A 19,771-nucleotide genomic window follows, 5' to 3' on the forward strand; every position below is an offset into this window, starting at 1 on the left:
CTTTCCCGGCCGCCCTCATACCGCGCGCAGCCCGCACGGAGTGCGAACGCCTCCGGCACGGCTCCCGACCGGGAGCGGGACCACCCCGTGACGCCCGGATCTTGCCGAGGTGCCCCCCGACCCACGCAGTTCCCCGCGCCCCTGTCAGGGCACGGGGGTGTGGGGGTGCTTTCCCGGCCGGGAGGGCGTCAGTGGAGGCGGGCGGCGAGGGTGGCGGCGGCGGTGGCCGGGTCTTCGGCGGCGGTGAGGGCGCGGACGACGACGATCCGGGTGGCGCCCGCGGCCAGGACCTGGTCGAGGTTGGCGGTGTCGATGCCGCCGATCGCGAACCAGGGGCGTTCGGGGTGCCGCGCGGCGGCGTGGCGGACCAGGTCGAGGCCGGGGGCGGGGCGGCCGGGCTTGGTGGGGGTGGGCCAGACCGGGCCGGTGCAGAAGTAGTCGACGCCGGGTTCGGTGATCGCGGTGTCGACCTCGTCCGCGCTGTGGCAGGAGCGGCCGATCAGCACGTCCTCGCCGAGGATGCGGCGGGCGACGCGGACCGGCAGGTCGTCCTGGCCGAGGTGCAGCACGTCGGGCCGGGCGCCGTACGCGACGTCGGCGCGGTCGTTGACGGCGAGCAGCTTGCCGTGGCGGCGGGCCGCGTCGGCGAAGACCTCCAGGTACTCCAGTTCCTGCCGGGCCTCCAGGCCCTTGTCGCGGAGCTGGACGATGTCGACGCCGTTGGCGAGCACCGCGTCCAGGAACGCGGGCAGGTCGCCCTGCTCGCGGCGGGCGTCGGTGCAGAGGTAGAGCCGGGCGTCGGCCAGCCGCTCCCGGGCGGTGGGCACGGCCGTCACAGGGCCATGGCCTGGGCGCGGCGCTTGACCTCGGTGGCGCGGTTCTCGCGCAGGGCCTGGATCGGGCTGCCGGGCAGGGAGTCGTCCTCGGTGAACATCCACTCCAGGATCTCATGGTCGGAGAAGCCGGAGTCGCGCAGCACGGTGAGGGTGCCGACCAGGTGCTTGACCGGGCCGTCGTCCTCGATGAAGTCGGCGGGGACCTGTAGGGAGTTGTTGGGGCCGCGGCGGACGGCCAGCAGGGTGCGGTTCTTCACCATGGCGCGGACTTCGGTGATCACCACGCCCCACCGCTCGGAGATGTCGGGCAGGTACAGCCACGCGGGGACCAGGGCGTCAATCTTGGGATCAATCTCGCTCACGGCCCCAGCCTACCCACCGGCTACCGCGCCGCGGCCTTCAGCTGGACGGCCGGGTCGGCGGCGCGCGCCGGGTCGAGCGGCGCGGCGCGCTCGATCAGGCGGCGGCCCTGGGCCAGGTCGCGCGGCCGGTCGACGGCGAGCAGGGCGACCAGGGCGCCGTCGCGCAGCCACAGCACCGTCCAGTCGGCCTCGGACGGGGAGCCGCGCCAGAGCAGGTGGTCGGCCCCGGCGTGGCGGCCGGCGTACTGGACCATGCGGCCGAACTGCTCGGACCAGAAGTACGGGACGGGGTCGTACGGGGCGTCGAGGGTGCCGAGCAGGGCGGCCGCGGCGGCGGCGCCGGAGTGCAGGGCGTGGTCCCAGTGCTGGACGGCGAGCCGGGTGCCGGCGCGGGCGGAGGGGTAGGAGGCGCAGTCGCCGGCCGCGAGGACGCCGGGCAGGGCGGTGCGCAGCCGGTCGTCGACCGGGACGGTGCCGTCGGGGGCGAGGGCGAGCGGGCCGCCGACCAGCCAGTCGGTGGCGGGGCGGGCGCCGACGCCGACCACGACCTCGTCGGCGGGCAGGTGGGTGCCGTCGGCGAGCAGCACCCCGCCGTCGGCGGCTCCGGCGACGGCGGCGCCGCAGCGCAGGTCGACGCCGGCGGCGGCGTACCAGTCGGCCATCAGGGCGCCGAGTTCGGCGGGCAGCGCGCCGGCCAGCGGGGTGGCGGCGGCCTCGACCACGGTGACCTCGCAGCCGAGTCCGCGGGCGACGGTGGCGGTCTCGGCGCCGATCCAGCCGGCGCCGACCAGCACGATCCGGCGGCCGGGGGTGAGCGCGGCGCGCAGCGCGTGGGCGTCGTCGACGGTGCGCAGGGTGCGGGCGCCGGGCAGCTGGGGCAGGGTGCGGGGGGCGGCGCCGGTGGCGATCACCAGGGCGTCGTAGGGCAGTTCGCCGCGGTCGGTGCGCAGGACGCCCGGGGCGAGGCCGGTGGCGCGGCGGCCGGTGAGCAGGTCGACGCCGAGGCCGTGCCAGTCGATCTCGAAGGCGGTGGCGTCGGCCTTGCCGAGCAGCACGTCCTTGGAGAGCGGGGGGCGGTCGTAGGGGAGGTGGAGTTCCTCCCCGACCAGGGCGAGCGGGCCCTGCCAGCCGCCCTGCCGCAGGTTGAGGGCGGTCTGGGCGCCCGCCATGCCCGCGCCGACCACGACGACCCGGTCCGTTGCCTTCAGCTCAGCCACGGCGCCCACCCTACCCAGGGGCGGCGGGCGGTCACCCCGCGCACGCGCCTTCGGGTGCCGGTCGGCCCGGCGTTAAGGTGGAGGTACTACGTCACACGGGAGCCCGGTGCACCGGGCTGAGAGGCGGGCTGTGGCGGCCCGCGACCGTCCGAACCTGATCCGGGTCATGCCGGCGAAGGGAGAATCAGCCGCTGTGGCACCTTCCCGCGCGTTGGACGTGCTGGTGGTCGGCGGGGGCATCATCGGCCTCGGGGTCGCCTGGCGCGCCGCGCAGCGCGGCCTGTCGGTCGCGGTGGTCGACCCGCACCCGGGCGGCGGCGCGGCGCAGGTCGCCGCGGGCATGCTCGCCCCCGTCACCGAACTGCAGTACGGCGAGGAGCCGTTGCTGCGCCTGGGCCTGGCGTCGAACGAGCGGTACGCCGCGTTCGCCGCCGAGCTGACCGAGCTGACCGGGCTGGACACCGGCTACCGGCAGACCGGCACGCTGGCCGTCGCGCTGGACGCCGACGACCGGGCGGAGCTGCGCGAACTGCACGCCTTCCACGGCCGGTTGGGCCTGGCCTCGGAGTGGCTGACCGGCCGGGAGTGCCGCCGGCTGGAGCCGATGCTGGCCCCGGGCGTGCGCGGCGGCCTGCACGTCGCCGCGGACCACCAGGTGGACGGCCGCCGGCTGGCCGCCGCGCTGGTCGCCGCCGGGGAGCGGCTGGGCGTGGTGTTCCACCGGGCCGAGGCCGCCGAGCTGCTGGTCGAGGGCGGGCGGGCGGCGGGCGTCCGGCTGTCGGACGGGGAGCGGCTGACGGCGGGGCGCACCGTGCTGGCCGGCGGTTCGCGCAGCCACCTGCTGCCGGGCCTGCCGCCGGGGGTGCTGCCGGCGATCCGCCCGGTCAAGGGCCAGGTGCTGCGGCTGCGGATCCCCGGGCGGTACGCGCCGTTCCTGTCCCGCAACGTGCGGGCCGTGGTGCGCGGGCAGCACCTGTACCTGGTGCCGCGGGCCGACGGCGAGCTGGTGGTCGGCGCGACCACCGAGGAGCAGGGCCACGACACCACCGTCACCGCGGGCGGCGTCTACGAGCTGCTCCGGGACGCGCACGAACTCGTCCCGGGCATCACCGAGTTGCCGCTGGTGGAGACCTGCGCGGGCCTGCGCCCCGGCTCCCCCGACAACGCGCCGCTGCTCGGCCCCACCGCGCTGGACGGCCTGGTCGCCGCGACCGGGCACTACCGCAACGGCGTGCTGCTCACCCCGGTCACCGCCGACCTGCTCGCCGACTACCTGGCCACCGGGGAACTCCCCGCCCTGGCCGCCGACTTCACCCCCCGCCGCTTCACCCCGAAGGTCCCCGCATGAACACCATCGCCCTGACCGTCAACGGCGCGCCGCGCACCCTGCCCGCCGCCACCACGCTGGACGTGGTGGTGGCCGAGCTGTCGGCCGCCAACACCGGCGTCGCCGCCGCCGTCAACGAGGCGGTGGTGCCGCGCAGTTCGTGGCCCGCCACGGCGCTCGGCGAGGGCGACCGGGTCGAGATCCTCACCGCCGTCCAGGGAGGCTGAACCATGGCGGACGACGCGCTGGTCATCGCCGGCACCACCTTCTCCTCCCGCCTGATCATGGGCACCGGCGGCGCCCCCAGCCTGGAGGTGCTGGAGCAGGCGCTGAAGGTCTCCGGCACCGAGCTGACCACGGTGGCGATGCGCCGGGTCGACACCGCCACCCAGGGCTCCGTCCTGGAGGTGCTCTCCCGCAACGGCATCCGGGTGCTGCCCAACACCGCGGGCTGCTACACCGCGGGCGAGGCCGTGCTGACCGCCCGGCTGGCCCGCGAGGCGCTCGGCACCGACTGGGTGAAACTGGAGGTGATCGCCGACGAGCGGACCCTGCTGCCCGACCCGATCGAGCTGCTGGACGCCGCCGAGACGCTGGTCGACGACGGCTTCACCGTGCTGCCGTACACCAACGACGACCCGGTGCTGGCCCGCAAGCTGGAGGACGTGGGCTGCGCGGCGATCATGCCGCTGGGCTCGCCGATCGGCTCCGGCCTGGGCATCCGCAACCCGCACAACTTCCAGCTGATCGTGGAGGCGGCGGGCGTCCCGGTGGTGCTGGACGCGGGCGCGGGCACCGCCAGCGACGTCGCGCTGGCGATGGAACTCGGCTGCTCCGCCGTCATGCTGGCCTCCGCGGTGACCCGCGCGCAGGACCCGGTGCTGATGGCGGAGGCGATGCGCAAGGCGGTCGAGGCGGGCCGGCTGGCCCACCGGGCGGGCCGGATCCCGCGCCGCTACTACGCCGAGGCGTCCTCCCCCGGCGCGGGCCTGGCCGACACCCGGGAGCGCCCGGCGTTCTGACGCCCGCCCGGGGGCGAACCGGCCACCGCCGGGGGGCGTCCCCGTGGTCGGGGCGGTTCGCCGATCCGCCCCGACATCCGGCCCCTCCCGGTGGGTGACCGGTCCGGCCCCTAGACTCCTCGGGTGGACATGACCCTCGACGACCCCCTGCACGGCGTGCTGCTCGACGGCCGCTACCGGATTGAGCAGCGGATCGCGGTGGGCGGCATGGCGACCGTCTACCGGGGCACCGACACCCGGCTGGACCGGACGGTGGCGCTGAAGCTGATGCACCCCTCGCTGATCGGGGACGCCGACTTCACCGCGCGCTTCATCCGGGAGGCCAAGGCGGTGGCCCGGCTCGCGCACCCGAACGTGGTGAACGTGCTGGACCAGGGCGCCGACCCGCGGGCCGTGTTCATGGCCATGGAGTACGTCCCCGGCCGGAACCTGCGCGACGTGCTGCGCGACCGCGGGGCGCTGTCGGTGCGGGCCGCGCTGGACGTGCTGGAGCCGGTGCTGGCGGCGCTCGGCGCGGCGCACCGGGCCGGTCTGGTGCACCGGGACGTCAAGCCGGAGAACGTGCTGATCACCGACACCGGCCTGGTGAAGGTCGCCGACTTCGGCCTGGTCCGGGTGCTGGCGGGCGCCGACTCGGCCGTCACCTCCGGCACCGAGGCCGGGCAGCTGCTGGGCACCGTCTCGTACCTGGCGCCGGAGCAGATCCGCCAGGAGCCCACCGACCAGCGGGTGGACGTCTACGCGGCGGGCATCCTGCTGTTCGAGATGCTGACCGGCGGCAAGCCGCACACCGGGGAGAACGCCGCCCAGGTGATGTACCTCCACCTGCACGAGGACGTCCCGCCGCCGTCCCGGACCGCCCCCGCGGTGGGTCCGGAGCTGGACGCGATAGTGGCCGCCGCGACCGCCCGCGACCCGCTGGCCCGGCCGTGGGACGCGGTGGAGCTGCTGGCCGCGGTGCAGCGGGCCCGCCGCTCGCTGCCGGACGCCGAGCTGGACGCCGAGCCGCCCGCCTCGACCCGGCCCACCCCGCGCCACAGCCCGGGCGAGGCCACCGCGGTGCTCCCGCAGGCCCCGGCGCTGGAGCGCACCAGCGTGCTGGAGGTCCCGCCGGAGCTGCTGCCGCCGGTGCGCCCGGCGGCGGAGGACGACGCCCCGGCGCGGGCCCGCCGTCCGCGCCGGACCCGCCGTCCGGGCTTCGGCCGGCACCCGGCGGTCTGGACGGCGGTGCTGGTGGTGGTGCTGCTGGTGGTCGGCGCGGTGACGTACACGCTGTCCAACGCGGTGTACGCGACGGTGCCGAGCGTGCTGGGGCAGAGCCGGGAGCAGGCGTCGGCGACGCTGGACGGGCAGGGCCTGCACGGGGCGTTCAGCGAGCAGTTCAGCGAGTCGGTGGCGGCCGGGCAGGTGATCTCCACCGATCCGGGGGTGGGCGCCCGGGTCCGCAAGAGCGACTCGGTCAAGGTGCTGCTCTCGCGCGGCCCCGAGCGGGTCGGGGTGCCGGACGTGGCGGGCCGCCCGCTGGCGGACGCCGTCAAGGCGCTGGAGGGGGCCCGGCTGGTGGCGGGCGCGACCGGCGAGCAGTTCAGCGACAGCGTGCCCAAGGGCTCGGTGATCTCCACCGACCCGGCGGCGGGCGGCGGCCTGTCGCCCGGCTCGGCGGTGGCGCTGACCGTCTCCAAGGGCATGCACCTGGTGCCGGACGTCACCGGGATGAGCAGGGAGGACGCCTCGAAGGCCCTCCAGGACGCCGGGTTCGTGCCGCAGGTCTCCGGGCTGATCCCGATCGGCAAGGTCACCGGCCAGTCCCCGGCGGCGAACACGCCGGGCAAGCAGGGCAGCACCGTGACGATCAGCGTCAGCCTGTTCTGACCGCGCCGGCCGCGCCGGCCGTTCCGGGCGCGGGGTCCGCTCAGCGCAGCGGGCCCTCCCCGGGCCGCTCCTGGTAGGAGTAGCGCTGCTCGCGCCACGGGTCGGCCAGGTTGTGGTAGCCGCGCTCCTCCCAGAAGCCGCGCCGGTCGGCCCGCATGTACTCGACGGCGCGCACCCACTTGGGGCCCTTCCAGGCGTACAGGTGGGGCACCACCAGGCGGACCGGGAAGCCGTGTTCGAGGGTGAGCGGGCGGCCGTCGTGGTGGGTGGCGAAGACGGTGGCCGGGTCGGCGAAGTCGGCGAGCCGCAGGTTGGCGCTGTAGCCGTACTCGGCCCAGACCATCACGTGGGTGACGGTCGGGTCGGGCGGGACGAGGTCGAGCACGGTCTCGGCGGCGACGCCGGTCCAGGTGTTGCCGAGCATCGAGAACTTGGTGACGCAGTGCAGGTCGCCGCGGACGGTGGTCTTGGGCAGGGCGTGGAAGGCGGCGAAGTCCCATCCGGCCTTCTCCGCGTCGGCGGTGGCCCCGAACACCTGGAAGTCCCAGCTCAGCGGCTTGAACCGGGGCACCGGCCCGTAGTGCAGCACGGGCCAGCCGCGCTGCGGGCGCTGCCCCGGGGGGAGCCTCGGGTCAGTCGGCGGCTGCGGTTCCGGCTGGTGCTGACCCATGCCCCCATGGTGACAGACGGCGGGCGGCGAATCGCGCGCGCCCCCGTCGCGCGCCCCCGGGGAAATGCGTCCCGCCGGAGGGGGGCACGAAACCGGGAATCCGCGCACGCGTTCGGGCCAGATACCGCCGAACGGCCCAATCAGCCCGCCGTCACCGCAGGTCAGCGCGGTGCGGGGCGGTCGGGAAAACCCGTCGGCGCGGCGGCTGTAAGCGTGAACTTACTGGAAGTGCACCCGTTCAACTGCCACGATTCGGGGCATCCGGACACCGACCGGAATGCGGACAGGAAGGCAGGCCATGCAGGGCGACCCCGAGGTCATCGAGTTCCTCAACGAGCAGTTGACGGCCGAACTCACCGCCATCAACCAGTACTTCCTGCACGCGAAGATGCAGGAGAACTTCGGCTGGACCAAGCTCGCCAAGTACACCCGGCACGAGTCCTTCGACGAGATGAAGCACGCCGAGATCCTGACCGACCGGATCCTCTTCCTGGACGGCCTGCCGAACTACCAGCGGCTGTTCCACGTCCGGATCGGGCAGACCGTCAAGGAGATGTTCGAGGCCGACCGGCAGGTCGAGGTCGAGGCGATCGACCGGCTGCGCCGCGGGATCGTGGTGATGCGCGCCAAGAACGACGTCACCTCGGCGAACATCTTCGAGGACATCCTCGCCGACGAGGAGCACCACATCGACTACCTGGACACCCAGCTGGAGCTGCTGGACAAGCTCGGCGAGGCGCTCTACATCGCGCAGCTGATCGAGCAGCCCGAGAGCAGCTGAACCGGGACGGCCCGGCCGCTAGGCGGCCTTCGGCGCCCGGCTCGGGGCGGCGCCGGGGGCCGCGGCGGCCGGGTCGGCCAGGCCGAGCCGCTCGGCCAGCCGGGCGGTGGGGCAGGGGCGGGCGCCGTGCTCGCCGAGCAGCGCCTGGATGCGCCGCACGCAGGAACCGCAGTCGGTGCCGGCCTTGCAGCCCTGGGCTATCTGGCGCGGGGTGCTGGCCCCCTCGTCGATCTTCTGCCTGACCTGGGCCTCGGTGACCGCGTGGCACATGCACACGTACATGTGCGGCCCCTTCCACGATTGGTGCGGTTTGCTGAGGCTTACCTTACCCGGCACTCCGGGTACGAAGAAGGCCCCTCCGCCTCGGATCACCCGAAAGCGGAGGGGCCTTCGTCACACCGGCACCGGGGGCCCCGGTGCCCGCCGGTCCTACTGGCCGCGGTACATCTCGGCGACCAGGAACGCCAGGTCCAGCGACTGGCTGCGGTTCAGCCGCGGGTCGCAGGCCGTCTCGTAGCGCTGGTGCAGGTCGTCGACCAGCACCTCGTCGCCGCCGCCGACGCACTCGGTGACGTCGTCTCCGGTCAGCTCCACGTGGATGCCGCCCGGGTGGGTGCCCAGCGCGCGGTGCACCTCGAAGAAGCCCCGGACCTCGTCCAGCACGTCGTCGAACTTGCGGGTCTTGTGGCCGCTGGAGGCCTCGAAGGTGTTGCCGTGCATCGGGTCGGTGATCCACACCACCTGGGCGCCGGACGCGGTGACCTTCTCCACCAGGGCGGGCAGGTGGTCGCGGATCTTGCCCGCGCCCATCCGGGTGATGAAGGTGAGCCGGCCGGGCTCGCGCTCCGGGTCGAGCCGGTCGATCAGGGTCAGCGCCTCGTCCACCGTGGTGGTCGGGCCGAGCTTGACGCCGATCGGGTTGCGGATCTTCGACGCGAACTCGATGTGCGCGTGGTCGAGCTGCCGGGTGCGCTCGCCGATCCACACCATGTGGCCGGAGACGTCGTACAGCTCGCCGGTGCGCGAGTCGGTGCGGGTCAGCGCCGTCTCGTAGTCCAGGATCAGCGCCTCGTGCGAGGAGAAGAACTCGACCGTCTTGAACTCCTCCGGGGCCACCCCGCAGGCGTTCATGAAGGCCAGCGCCTGGTCGATCTCCCGGGCCAGCTGCTCGTAGCGCTGCCCCGCCGGGGAGTTGCGCACGAAGTCCTGGTTCCAGGCGTGCACCTGGCGCAGGTCGGCGTAGCCGCCGGTGGTGAAGGCGCGCACCAGGTTGAGCGTCGCCGCGGAGGCGTTGTACATCCGCTTGAGGCGCTCCGGGTCCGGGACGCGGGCCTCGGCGGTGAACTCGAAGCCGTTCACCGAGTCGCCGCGGTAGGTCGGCAGGGTCACGCCGTCGCGGGTCTCGGTGCTCTTCGAACGGGGCTTGGAGTACTGGCCGGCGATCCGGCCGACCTTCACCACCGGCACGGACGCCGCGTAGGTGAGCACCGCCGCCATCTGCAGCAGGGTCTTCAGCTTGTTCCGGATCTGGTCGGCCGACACGGCGTCGAACGCCTCGGCGCAGTCGCCGCCCTGGAGCAGGAACGCCTCACCACGCGCGACGGCCGCGAGCCGGGCGCGCAGCTGGTCGCACTCGCCGGCGAAGACGAGGGGCGGATAGGAGGCGAGCTCCGCAAGGGTCTTGCGCAGAGCCTCTTGGTCCGGCCATTCAGGCTGCTGCGCCGCGGGCAGGGACTGCCAGGTGTGGTTAGTCACGGTCACAGGGCAAGGCTACGGGGTGGCGCGAGCGGACCGGTGCCGCCGCCCGCTGGGTGAGACGGGTCGTGGACAACTTCGCGGCCTCCTCCCGCGCCGCCCTCCGGTGGGCTAGGGTCTGCTCCGTGACCGCGACGCACACCTTCTCCTGGTGGTGGGCCAGCCCGTTGGGCGGCCCACTGATCGCGCGTCCCTAGCGACGAACGACGGCCGCCCTCCGGGGCGGCCGTCGGCGCGTGTGTGCAGCGTCACGGCCTCCCGGAGGCGGCGGAACCCCGCAGCCACCTCCCGGAAGGAAACCCGCAGCCGTGACCCCCACCGCCGCCGACCTGCTCGCCCGGCTCACCGCCCCCGGCGCCCCGGCCTTCGCCCTGCTGCACCGCCGCGCCCCCCGGCTCGCCCCGGACACCGTCGAGCTGCTGATCGGCGAGGTCTCCGACCACGCGGCCCTGGCCGACCTGCCCGTCCCCGCCGGCGTCCCCGCGGACGGCCCGCGGCACGACCTGCTCGCCCTCGTCCCGTACGCGCAGATCCGCGAACGCGGCTTCGCCGCCCGGCAGGACGGCACCCCGCTGCGGGCGCTGTCCGTCGCCGAGCAGTACGCGCTGCCGCTGGCCGAGGTGCTGGCCGCGCTGCCCGACGCCCCGGTCGAGCTGCGCGGCGGCGAGTTCGACCTCGACGACGAGGAGTACGCGGAGATCGTCCGCCGGGTGGTCCGGGACGAGATCGGGCGCGGCGAGGGCGCCAACTTCGTGATCCGGCGCGACTTCCGGGCCGAACTGGCCGGGTACTCCACCGCCACCGCGCTCACCCTGCTGCGGCGGCTGCTGGAGCACGAGCGCGGCGCCTACTGGACCTTCCTGGTGCACACCGGCGACCGGGTGCTGGTCGGCGCCTCCCCCGAGGTCCACGTCCGGCAGTCCGGCGGCACCGTGGTGATGAACCCGATCTCCGGCACCTACCGCTACCCGGCCGGCGGCCCGACCGCCGGGTCGCTGCTGGAGTTCCTGCACGACCCCAAGGAGCTGGAGGAGCTCACCATGGTGGTCGACGAGGAGCTGAAGATGATGTGCGCGGTCGGCGACCTCGGCGGGCAGGTGCTCGGCCCGCGCCTGAAGGAGATGGCGCACCTCGCGCACACCGAGTACGAGCTGCGCGGCCGCACCTCGCTGGACGTCCGCGAGGTGCTGCGGGAGACCATGTTCGCCGCCACCGTCACCGGCAGCCCGGTGCAGAACGCCACCCGGGTGATCGACCGCTACGAGCGCGGCGGACGCGGCTACTACTCCGGCGCGCTCGCCCTGATCGGCCGCTCCGCCAGCGGCGGCCAGCAGCTGGACTCGCCGATCTGCATCCGGGCCGCCGACATCGACCCCGCCGACGGCTCGCTGGTGGTCCGGGTCGGCGCCACCCTGGTCCGGCACTCCGACCCGCACTCCGAGGTCGCCGAGACCCACGCCAAGGCGGCCGGCGTGCTCTCCGCGCTCGGCGCCCGCCCGGCCCGCTCCGCCCGGCAGTCCGCCGCCTGGCCCCGGCTCGGCGAGGACCACCGGGTGCAGGCCGCCCTGGACGCCCGCCGGGCCGGCCTGGCCCCGTTCTGGCTGCGGATGCAGCGGCCCGCCGCACCGCTGCCCGGCGCCGACACCCTGATCGTCGACGGCGAGGACACCTTCACCGCGATGCTCGCCCACCTGCTGCGCTCGCTCGGCCACACCGTCACCGTGCTCCGCTACGACGCCCCCGGCCTGCGCGAACGGGCCGCCGCCCACCCCGGTCCGCTGCTGCTCGGCCCCGGCCCCGGCGACCCGGCCGACCCCGCCGACCCGAAGATGGCGCTGCTGCGCCCGGTCGTCGCCGACGCGCTGACCGCCGCCCGCACCGGGACCCGCACCGCGCCGCTGCTCGCGGTCTGCCTCGGCCACCAGCTGCTCTCCGCGCGGCTCGGGCTGCCGCTGGTCCGCAAGGACGTGCCGTACCAGGGCGCCCAGGAGCGGATCGACCTGTTCGGCACCCGCCGCACCGTCGGCTTCTACAACACCTTCACCGCCCGCTGCGACGACGCGACGGCCGCCCGGCTGGCCGCCGAGGGCGTCGAACTCTCCCGGGACGCCCGCACCGGCGACGTGCACGCGCTGCGCGGGCCGGGCTTCGCCGGGCTCCAGTTCCACCCCGAGTCGGTGCTCACCCGGGAGGGCGTGCGGATCGTCGCCGACCTGCTGCCCGCCACCGCGGCCGCCGTCGGCTGAACCCACCGGGCGCGGACGGACGGCGCGGGCGGCCCGGCCGGGCCGCCCGCGCCGTCCGTTCCGCTTCCGTCTCGCTTCCGGAAAGGTCTGGATCTCACCGAACCTGACTGGTATTCATGACCTGCCGCACAGTCATGAATTGGGGGATGCATGACGTACTCGTCCGGGCCCGGCACCGTCGAGATCACCATGGACGACGGCACCGTCGTGCACGCCGCCGTCCGGGCGGGCTCCGCGCCCGCCGCGGGGGACGCGGGCGCGGTCGCCAGCGCGGTCACCCACAGCCTCGGCGAGGTGCGGCGCACGGTGCGCGCGGTCGGGCGGTGGGCCCGCGAGACGGCCCGCGAGGCGGGCGACCCGGACGGGTTCGAGGTGGAGTTCGGCCTGAACCTGGGGGTGAAGTCCGGCCGCCTGATCGGCGTCCTGGCGGAGGCCAGCGGTGAGGCGAGCCTGGTGGTCCGGCTGAGCTGGCAGCGGCCGGACGACCGCCCCGCCGAGTGAGCCCGCGCACCGCACCCGCCGCCGCGGTACGGCTCACCGACCCGGACGGGGCCTTCCTCGGCAGCGGCTTCCACCTCGGCGCGGGCCTGCTGGTCAGCTGCGCGCACGTGGTGCACGGCCGCCCGGGGCTCACCGCCCGGCACGGCGCCGGCGCCCACCCGGTGCGCGCCGTCCGGCTGTTCCCGCCCGAGCCCGCGCCCGGCGCCGCCGCCTACCCGGCCCCGGACCTCGCGCTGCTCACCGCGCCCGGCCTGGCCGGCGCCCCGGCGGTGCCGCTGGGCTCCGCCGACCCGGCGGGCGACACCTCCGTCCTGGTGCACGGCTTCGCGGTCAACCCGGTGACCGGCGAGGTCGGCCCGGAGTCGGCGCTGCTGGCCGTCGCCGGGCCGTCCGGCCTCGGGCTGCGGGTCCAACAGGGCTGGATCCAGCGCGGGTTGAGCGGCAGCATGGCGGTCGACGGGCAGGGCCGGGTGGTCGGCGTGGTCAAGGCCACCGCGGACGGCGGCGGCCCGGCGGGCGGCTGGATCACCCCGCTGTCCGCGCTGCTGCCGCTGCTGCCCCCGGCGCCGGCCCCGGCCCCCGCGCCCGCGGCCCGCCCGGCGGTGACGGCGGGCGAGATCGCCCGGCTGCTCGGCACCCCGGCGCTGTTCCAGGACCCGGCGGCCCGGCTGGAGCTGGTCCAGGCGGTCGGCGAACGGCTGGGTCCCGGCGAGGAGATCAGGGTCCCGTACCACCCGCTCGCCGCCCTGCACCTGCGCACCGTGGCCAGCGCCTGCCTGCACCACCGCAGCCCCGACCGGGCGCTGCGCGCCCTGCTCGCCGGGGCCCGCGAACTGTGCGGCCCGCACCGGGCCCTGGACGAGCTCGACGCCCTGCTCGACCCCGGCCCGGAGGAGTGAGGATGGACCGCTGCACCTGGGAGACCCGGCAGATGCTGCAGCGCATCCTGTCGGGCTGGCACGAACTCGCCCCCGTCCTGCCGGACCTGGAGCGGCACCTGGCCGAGACGGTCGGGTACCCCGTCCAGGTGCAGCACCACGAGCTGTCGGTGTCGGCCGCCCGGATCGCCCGGTTCCTGGCCGAGGAGCACGGGCAGCCGGCCGCCGCGATCGGGCACCTGCACGACTGGCTGGTCGGCGTCACCGGGGCGCAGCTGCGCGGCGACTGGGTGGCGTTCCTGGCCCGGGTCCAGGGCGCCCCCGGGCTGACCGTCCACGAGCGGGCCGACCTGGTGGTGATCGCGGGCGTGCTGTGCTTCCCGCCGGTGACGCCGGTGCGGGCCGACGGGCGGCGGCTGGTCGAACTGGCCACCCACGCCCTGGTGATCGGCAGCCCCACCCTGCTGCTGGAGGACCTCGCCGCCCAACAGGAGCAGTTGCTGGCGCAGTTCGCCCGGCAGGCGGTGGAGAAGTCCCGCACCGGCCCGCCGCCGCTGCCCGAACCGGAGCCGCCGCCGAAACCGGACCGGCCGCGGCTGCCGCGGGTGCTGGCCGTCGGCGTGGCCCTGCTGGCGGCGGCCGCCCTGGGCACCGCGCTGCTCCGGCCGGACGGGCCGCCCCCGCTGGAGGGCCGGGACACCATCTGGGTCAAGCCCCGGATCGCTCCGGACGAGCAGGTCGCCACGGTGATCGACGTCCCGGAGGGGGCCGCCCGGCTGAAGACCCGCCTGCTGCTGAGTGACCCGAACCCGGACACCGGCACCTGCGTCGGCCTGAAAGCCCGGCTCAGCACCGAGCAGGGCGGCCGGAGCGACTGGGGCGCCCCGGGCAGCGAGGTCTCCCTCCCCGTGCCCTCCGGCCGCACCAACCTGCACCTGATCCTGGAGCTACAGGGCGGCAGCGGCTGCGACCGGCAGATCGACATCCAGCGCGTCGAATTCACCCGCTAGGAGGCACCCCGTGCACAGCCCGCACTCCGTCCGCCTGGCGGCCGGCCTGCTCCTGCTCGCCACCGCCGCGTCCGGCTGCTCGGACGACACCTCGAAGCCGTTCGAGGACCTGCCGGTCAAGGTCGGCTTCAAGACCGACCGGCCCGGCATGTCCGAGTTCACCGACAAGGGCGTCTACGACGGCTTCGAGCCGCACCTGACCATGCGGGTGCTCGGCTCCCGCGCGATCGACTACACCTCGCTGACGGTGACCACCGCCAACTGGGAGGACGCCCTCACCGACGGCTCCGCCAACCACAACAAGGTCGACCTGGTGGTCGCCGACATCTCCGAGCGCGACAGCCTCAAGCAGGACTACGACCTGGCCGGGCCCTACCTGCAGACCCCGCTGGGCGTCCTGCTCAAGGCCGGCGACACCCGGACGGTCGCCAAGTCCGACGACCTCAAGCCGCTGCGGGTGTGCGTGTCGGGCGGCACCACTGCCGAGGCCCAGCTCAAGGACATCGGCCCCCGGGTCACCGTCACCGGCGCCGACCTCAAGGAGTGCCTGGCCCGGGTCGACGACGACACCGCCGACGCCGTGCTCTCCGACTACCTGGTCCTGCAGGGCGTCGCCGCCAACTCCGGCACCGGCGGCCGGCGCGCCTACCGGGTCGCCCGGGACGCGCACATCGGCAAGACCCAGTTCCTGATGATGGTGCTGCCCAAGGGCCACCGGAAGGCGTGCGAGCTGCTCCGCGAGGCCATCAACGACTACCTCCAGGACCCGGACTGGATGAACACCCTGCGCAGCTCCTTCGCCTTCGGCCCGGACTTCACCGACAAGGAGCTGCGCGACACCTTCAAGCCGGTCACCACCTCGGCCGGCGACCGCTGCTCGGCCTGAGCGCCCCGGCGGCCCGGCCTGGGCGCCCCGGCGGCGCGCACCGGCCCGCCGCTCAGCCCAGTTCCTCGTCCAGGCCCTGCTCGATCGCGTACCGGACCAGCTCGACCCGGTTGTGCAGCTGGAGCTTGCCCAGGGTGTTCTGGACGTGGTTCTGCACGGTGCGGTGCGAGAGCACCAGGCGGTCGGCGATCTGGCGGTAGGACAGGCCCTTGGCGACCAGCCGCAGCACCTCGGTCTCGCGCGGGGTGAGCTGCGGGGCGGCGGGCCGGGCGGGGGTGCCGGGCTCGGTGGCCAGGCGGCGGAACTCGCCGAGCACCAGGCCGGCCAGGCCCGGGGTGAACACCGGGTCGCCGACGGCGGTGCGGCGGACCGCGTCGAGCAGCTCCTCGCGGCCGGCCGACTTCACCAGGTAGCCGGTGGCGCCGGACTTCACCGCCTCCAGCACGTCCCCGTGCTCGCCGCTCGCGGAGAGCACCAGCACCCGCACCGCCGGGTCGGCGGCCACCACCCGGCGGCACACCTCCGCGCCGGACAGCGACGGCAGGTTGAGGTCCAGCACCACCACCTGCGGGGCGCTGGCCCGGGCCCGGCGGACCGCCTCCTCGCCGTCCCCGGCGGTGGCGACCACCGCGAACCCGGCCTCCGCCAGGTCCCGGGCGACCCCGTCGCGCCACATCGGGTGGTCGTCCACCACCATCACCCGCACCGGCTGATCAGCCGTCATGTCCCCTCCTCGGCCACCGCAGTTCCACCTCGACGCCCTGGCCGGGCACCGCGTACAGCTCGGCGCTGCCGCCGAGGTCCAGCATCCGGCCGCGGATCGACTGCGCGACGCCCAGCCGGCCGTCGCGCTGCGCCTCGGCCAGCCGGCCGGCCGGGAAGCCCGGCCCGTCGTCGCGCACCGAGACGGTGACCGCGTCCGGCTCGTCCTCGACCAGGATCCACGCCCGGGCCGCCGCCCCGGCGTGCCGCCGGACGTTGTCGAGCGCGGCGGCCACCGCGGCGGCCAGTTCGGCGGCGGCGGGCGCGGGCAGCAGCACGGGGGTGGCGGGCGCGGCGAGGGTGATCCGCTCGTCGGCGTGCCGGGCCAGCAGCGGGCGCAGGTCCTGCTCGCCGTCCGGTTCGGGCCGGCCGGGCAGCCGCCCGCCGGCCATCAGGGCCCGCAGCGCGCGCTCCTGCTCGCCGGCCAGCCGGCCGAGCTCGGCGGCGTCGCCCTGCTGGCGGTGGACCAGGGCGAGCACCTGGAGCACGCCGTCGTGGATGTCCCGGGAGAGGCGTTCGCGCTCCCGGGTGGCGGCCTCCACCTGGAGCGCCCGGGTGAGCACCGCCTCGCTGGCCCGGGCCAGTTCGATCACGTAGCCGATGGCGCAGCCCGCGAGCAGCAGCAGCACGATGTTGTGCAGGTTGTCGGGGCTGACCCCGCCGTGGCCGAGGATGTTGGCCGCGCCGATCACCGCCCCGGCGAACGCGGCGGCCCGCCAGCCGCCCTTGCCGGCGAAGCCCAGCACGGTGCCGGCCGCCCAGATGGTCGGCAGGGTCGGCGCGCCCGCGTGGATCCGGGCCGGGGTGTCGATGAACCCGCTCATCACGATGCCGGTGACGGCCGCGGTCAGGTCGGTGCCGAGCACGAGCCAGGTGCAGCGCTGCGGCCCGGCGAAGGCCCGGATCGAGGCCAGCGTCCAGAGGCTCAGCGCGCCCAGGAAGATCCAGCCGGACACCGGGTGCAGGAACTCCCGGTACGCGGTGAGGTACCGCAGCACCGCGTAGGCCAGCGCGAGCACCCGGAAGTACCCCATGGCGCGCCAGAGCGGCAGCTCCACCGACATCCCGCCGGCCGCCACCGCCGCGGCCACCCCGGCCGGCGCGGCCGGGACCGGCACCCGGGCCGGGCCGCGGTGCGGCGCGGCGACGGGTCCGACGGGTCTGTGGTCCTCGCTCACCCCGAACCCCCCTCGTGACGGGCCGTCAGGCCCCGTCGTCCTTCGCGTCGCCCGGCTCCGGGTCGTCCGGCTTCGCGTCCTCCGGCTTCGCGTCCGGGTCCGCCTCGCCCTCGCCGTCGGCCCCCGCCGCCGCGCCGGCCTTCGACTTCGCCCTGGCCTCGGCCTCCGCGTCCGCCTTCTGCTGGGCCTTGCGGTCGGCGTCCGCGGCCTTCTTCTCCTCGGCGAGCTGCCGCTTGGCGGCGGTCGCGTAGATGTCCACGTACTCCTGGCCGGAGAGCCGCATGATCTCGTACATCACCTCGTCGGTGACCGAGCGCAGGATGAACCGGTCGTTCTCCATGCCCTGGTAGCGCGAGAAGTCCAGCGGGCGGCCGATCCGGATGCCGGGCCGGACGCCGAAGTTGGGGACCACCTGGCCGGGCGGCTGCACCTTCTCGGTGTCGATCATCGCGACCGGGATCACCGGCGCGCCGGTGGCCAGCGCGACCCGGGCCAGGCCGCCGACCTTGCCGCGGTACAGCTTGCCGTCGGGCGAGCGGGTGCCCTCCGGGTAGACGCCGAAGACCTCGCCCCGCTCGATCACCGCGATGCCGCTGCGGATCGCCGCCTCGCCCGCGCCGCGGGCGCCCGAGCGGTCCACCGGCAGCTGGCCGACGCCCTTGAAGAACGCGGCGGTCAGCCGGCCCTTGAGGCCGGGCGTGGTGAAGTACTCGGCCTTCGCGATGAAGGTCACCCGGCGCTTGAGCAGCGCCGGCAGGAAGAACGAGTCGGAGAACGACAGGTGGTTGCTGGCGAGGATGGCCGGGCCCTCGTCCGGAATGTTCTCCTCGCCCTCCATCCACGGCCGGAAGAAGATCCGCAGCAGCGGCGCGACGATCATCTTCATCAGTCGGTAGAACAACCGGGGCCTCCTGTGGTGCGGACCGGACGATCCTAATGCCCCCGCCTCCCGCCCGGTGCACCGGCGAACCGCCGGTCCCCGCACCGGGCCCCTGTACGGCGCATCCCGCCCGTGGGACCATCGAGCCACCCTCACCCTGCCCGCACCTCCAGGAGTCCTGCATGCCGCTGCTACCGGGAGCCGAGCCGTACCGCCGAGCGGGCGGTCCGGTCGGTGTGCTGCTGGTCCACGGTTTCACCGGTTCCCCGCAGTCCATGCGCCCGTGGGCCGAACACCTGGCCGAGGCGGGCCTGACCGTCTCCGTCCCGCTGCTGCCGGGCCACGGCACCCGCTGGCAGGACCTCCAGCCGACCCGCTGGGAGGACTGGTACGCCACCGCCGAGACCGCCTTCGAGGAACTCGCGGCCGACTGCGAGCAGGTCTTCGTCTGCGCGCTGTCGATGGGCGGTTCGCTGGCCCTGAAGCTCGCCGCGAAGCACGGCGGGCGGATCTCCGGACTGGTGCTCGTCAACCCCTCGGTGCGTTCCGACAACCCCGCGACGGTACTTCTGCCGGTCCTGCGCCACCTGGTCCCCTCGCTGCCCGGCGTGGCCGGCGACATCGCCCTGCCGGGCGCCGCCGAGGTCGGCTACGACCGCCTCCCGCTGCACGCCGCCTGGTCGCTGGCCCGGCTGTGGGAGAGCGCCCGGGCGGGAATGCCGGCGGTGACCCAGCCGGTTCTGCTGATGCACAGTCCGCAGGACCACGTGGTCTCGCCGCGCAACTCGGCCATGGTGCTCGCCCGGATATCCTCGACCGATGTGACGGAGCTGCTGCTCGACCGCAGCTTCCACGTGGCCACGCTGGACCACGACGCCGGTCTGATCTTCGGGGCGAGCCTCGACTTCGTCCGGCGGCTGGCCCCGGCAGCGGCGGTCGATGCCGGGAACCACTCGGGCTGAAAGGCCGAATGTGAACGAGACCAGCAAGGCGAACGACGACGAGGACCTGCCCCGCGAGGACGCCCAGGCGGCCGGGTCGGAGGCCGCCGGGGCCGGGCCCGAACCGGCTCCGCGCCGCCCCGCCGCGGGCAGCCAGGCCGAGCAGGACGCGATCTTCGCCGCGCTGGTCGCCCAGTTCGACGATCCGGTCGACCTCACCGATCCGGCCTGGCCCGAGGTGGAGAACCTGCGGGCGCAGAACGAGCGGGAGCGGGAGCGGCGGGGCCCGACCGCGCCCACCACCAGCAACGGCGGCCTGGGCGACTTCACGCCGCGCCCGGTCCCCCGGCCGGGGGACGGACCGCGCGACTACACGCCGGCCGAGGACGAGGACGAGGGCCACTTCGTACCGCCGGAGCCCCCGCCGCTGCCCGCCGCCGACACCACCGCCAAGTTCGCCTGGCTGGCGGTGCTGGGCGGCCCGGCGCTGCTGCTGTTCGACGCGGTCGTCTGGCGCGAGGTCTCCGGCTGGCCGGCCTGGGTCGGCATCCTGTCCTTCCTGGGCGGCTTCGGCACCCTGGTGGCCCGGATGAAGGACCGCGACGAGGACGAGCCGGAGGACCCGAACGGCGGCGCCGTGGTCTGAG

21 protein-coding genes and 1 riboswitch are annotated in these 19,771 nt (G+C 75.1%); of the genes, 12 read left to right on the forward strand and 9 right to left on the reverse strand.

What is annotated here, in order from left to right; translation table 11 throughout:
- Window positions 1–188: 188 nt before the first annotated feature.
- From thiE to ACIQVD_RS01730, 3 genes are read right to left on the reverse strand one after another with little or no spacing between them, the layout of a single operon-like run.
- Complete coding sequence (gene thiE / locus ACIQVD_RS01720) at window positions 189–827, reverse strand: thiamine phosphate synthase (RefSeq protein WP_400688636.1); 639 nt, start codon at window positions 825–827, stop codon at window positions 189–191.
- Between the two features lie 5 nt (window positions 828–832).
- On the reverse strand, window positions 833–1,198 hold the full coding sequence (locus ACIQVD_RS01725; protein ID WP_402285287.1) for an Rv2175c family DNA-binding protein: 366 nt from the start codon (window positions 1,196–1,198) through the stop codon (window positions 833–835).
- Window positions 1,199–1,218: 20 nt separating this feature from the next.
- On the reverse strand, window positions 1,219–2,424 hold the full coding sequence (locus ACIQVD_RS01730; protein WP_400688441.1) for an NAD(P)/FAD-dependent oxidoreductase: 1,206 nt from the start codon (window positions 2,422–2,424) through the stop codon (window positions 1,219–1,221).
- 76 nt (window positions 2,425–2,500) lie between these two features.
- A riboswitch (TPP riboswitch) is annotated at window positions 2,501–2,613 on the forward strand.
- On the opposite strand from ACIQVD_RS01730, the gene thiO reads away from it, so the two are divergent.
- From thiO to pknB, 4 genes are all read left to right on the forward strand, one after another.
- Window positions 2,609–3,763, forward strand: coding sequence for a glycine oxidase ThiO (gene thiO / locus ACIQVD_RS01735; RefSeq protein WP_400688443.1), 1,155 nt, complete (start codon window positions 2,609–2,611; stop codon window positions 3,761–3,763). (Overlaps the previous riboswitch by 5 nt.)
- A complete protein-coding gene (gene thiS / locus ACIQVD_RS01740; protein WP_400688445.1) occupies window positions 3,760–3,969 on the forward strand; it encodes a sulfur carrier protein ThiS in 210 nt (69 codons plus the stop codon). The genes thiO and thiS overlap by 4 nt, the downstream gene beginning before the upstream one ends.
- Before the next feature lie 3 nt (window positions 3,970–3,972).
- Window positions 3,973–4,764 carry a thiazole synthase gene (locus ACIQVD_RS01745; RefSeq protein ID WP_282205476.1) on the forward strand — a complete coding sequence of 264 codons (792 nt, stop codon included), beginning with the start codon at window positions 3,973–3,975 and terminating at the stop codon, window positions 4,762–4,764.
- Between the two features lie 129 nt (window positions 4,765–4,893).
- Entirely contained in the window at window positions 4,894–6,636 is a 1,743-nt protein-coding gene (pknB, locus tag ACIQVD_RS01750; protein WP_402285838.1) for a Stk1 family PASTA domain-containing Ser/Thr kinase, read from the forward strand.
- Window positions 6,637–6,676: 40 nt separating this feature from the next.
- On the opposite strand, the gene ACIQVD_RS01755 is transcribed toward pknB, so the two are convergent.
- Entirely contained in the window at window positions 6,677–7,306 is a 630-nt protein-coding gene (locus ACIQVD_RS01755; protein ID WP_400688449.1) for a sulfite oxidase-like oxidoreductase, read from the reverse strand.
- A 298-nt stretch (window positions 7,307–7,604) separates the two neighbouring features.
- On the opposite strand from ACIQVD_RS01755, the gene bfr reads away from it, so the two are divergent.
- On the forward strand, window positions 7,605–8,087 hold the full coding sequence (bfr, locus tag ACIQVD_RS01760; RefSeq protein WP_100835822.1) for a bacterioferritin: 483 nt from the start codon (window positions 7,605–7,607) through the stop codon (window positions 8,085–8,087).
- An 18-nt stretch (window positions 8,088–8,105) separates the two neighbouring features.
- Here the strand turns inward: bfr and ACIQVD_RS01765 are convergent, their stop codons facing one another.
- A complete protein-coding gene (locus tag ACIQVD_RS01765) occupies window positions 8,106–8,369 on the reverse strand; it encodes a bacterioferritin-associated ferredoxin (RefSeq protein ID WP_100835823.1) in 264 nt (87 codons plus the stop codon).
- 147 nt (window positions 8,370–8,516) lie between these two features.
- Window positions 8,517–9,848 carry a class II 3-deoxy-7-phosphoheptulonate synthase gene (locus ACIQVD_RS01770; protein ID WP_100835824.1) on the reverse strand — a complete coding sequence of 444 codons (1,332 nt, stop codon included), beginning with the start codon at window positions 9,846–9,848 and terminating at the stop codon, window positions 8,517–8,519.
- A 302-nt stretch (window positions 9,849–10,150) separates the two neighbouring features.
- Here ACIQVD_RS01770 and ACIQVD_RS01775 point away from each other — a divergent pair, with 302 nt between their 5' ends.
- The 5 genes from ACIQVD_RS01775 (at window position 10,151) to ACIQVD_RS01795 (ending at window position 15,363) form a co-directional block, all read left to right on the forward strand.
- Window positions 10,151–12,088 (forward strand): anthranilate synthase family protein, encoded by a 1,938-nt coding sequence (locus ACIQVD_RS01775; RefSeq protein ID WP_402285291.1) that lies wholly within the window; start codon window positions 10,151–10,153, stop codon window positions 12,086–12,088.
- Between the two features lie 150 nt (window positions 12,089–12,238).
- Complete coding sequence (locus tag ACIQVD_RS01780) at window positions 12,239–12,589, forward strand: CU044_2847 family protein (RefSeq protein ID WP_158585377.1); 351 nt, start codon at window positions 12,239–12,241, stop codon at window positions 12,587–12,589.
- A complete protein-coding gene (locus tag ACIQVD_RS01785; protein WP_402285293.1) occupies window positions 12,586–13,488 on the forward strand; it encodes a trypsin-like peptidase domain-containing protein in 903 nt (300 codons plus the stop codon). The genes ACIQVD_RS01780 and ACIQVD_RS01785 overlap by 4 nt, the downstream gene beginning before the upstream one ends.
- Before the next feature lie 2 nt (window positions 13,489–13,490).
- Window positions 13,491–14,477: a hypothetical protein gene (locus ACIQVD_RS01790; RefSeq protein WP_402285295.1), complete on the forward strand. Its 987-nt coding sequence runs from the start codon at window positions 13,491–13,493 to the stop codon at window positions 14,475–14,477.
- A 10-nt stretch (window positions 14,478–14,487) separates the two neighbouring features.
- The gene (locus ACIQVD_RS01795) at window positions 14,488–15,363 is read left to right on the forward strand and encodes a transporter substrate-binding domain-containing protein (protein WP_402285297.1); all 876 of its coding nucleotides are present in this window, start codon (window positions 14,488–14,490) and stop codon (window positions 15,361–15,363) included.
- 52 nt (window positions 15,364–15,415) lie between these two features.
- Here the strand turns inward: ACIQVD_RS01795 and ACIQVD_RS01800 are convergent, their stop codons facing one another.
- The 3 genes from ACIQVD_RS01800 to ACIQVD_RS01810 form a co-directional block, all read right to left on the reverse strand.
- Window positions 15,416–16,087 carry a response regulator transcription factor gene (locus ACIQVD_RS01800; RefSeq protein WP_100835829.1) on the reverse strand — a complete coding sequence of 224 codons (672 nt, stop codon included), beginning with the start codon at window positions 16,085–16,087 and terminating at the stop codon, window positions 15,416–15,418.
- Window positions 16,077–17,189 carry a MacS family sensor histidine kinase gene (macS, locus tag ACIQVD_RS01805; RefSeq protein WP_402285840.1) on the reverse strand — a complete coding sequence of 371 codons (1,113 nt, stop codon included), beginning with the start codon at window positions 17,187–17,189 and terminating at the stop codon, window positions 16,077–16,079. Before macS ends, ACIQVD_RS01800 begins: the two co-directional genes overlap by 11 nt.
- A gap of 139 nt (window positions 17,190–17,328) precedes the next feature.
- Window positions 17,329–18,189: a 1-acyl-sn-glycerol-3-phosphate acyltransferase gene (locus tag ACIQVD_RS01810; RefSeq protein ID WP_402285842.1), complete on the reverse strand. Its 861-nt coding sequence runs from the start codon at window positions 18,187–18,189 to the stop codon at window positions 17,329–17,331.
- A 176-nt stretch (window positions 18,190–18,365) separates the two neighbouring features.
- Between ACIQVD_RS01810 and ACIQVD_RS01815 the strand changes: the two genes are divergently transcribed.
- Window positions 18,366–19,145, forward strand: a complete 780-nt coding sequence (locus tag ACIQVD_RS01815; protein WP_402285299.1) for an alpha/beta hydrolase — start codon at window positions 18,366–18,368, stop codon at window positions 19,143–19,145.
- Window positions 19,146–19,155: 10 nt separating this feature from the next.
- The gene (locus ACIQVD_RS01820; protein WP_400688467.1) at window positions 19,156–19,770 is read left to right on the forward strand and encodes a hypothetical protein; all 615 of its coding nucleotides are present in this window, start codon (window positions 19,156–19,158) and stop codon (window positions 19,768–19,770) included.
- The last annotated feature ends 1 nt before the right edge of the window (window position 19,771 follow it).

The sequence above is a fragment of the Kitasatospora sp. NPDC090308 genome, assembly GCF_044769485.1.
Lineage (GTDB): Bacteria > Actinomycetota > Actinomycetes > Streptomycetales > Streptomycetaceae > Kitasatospora > Kitasatospora fiedleri.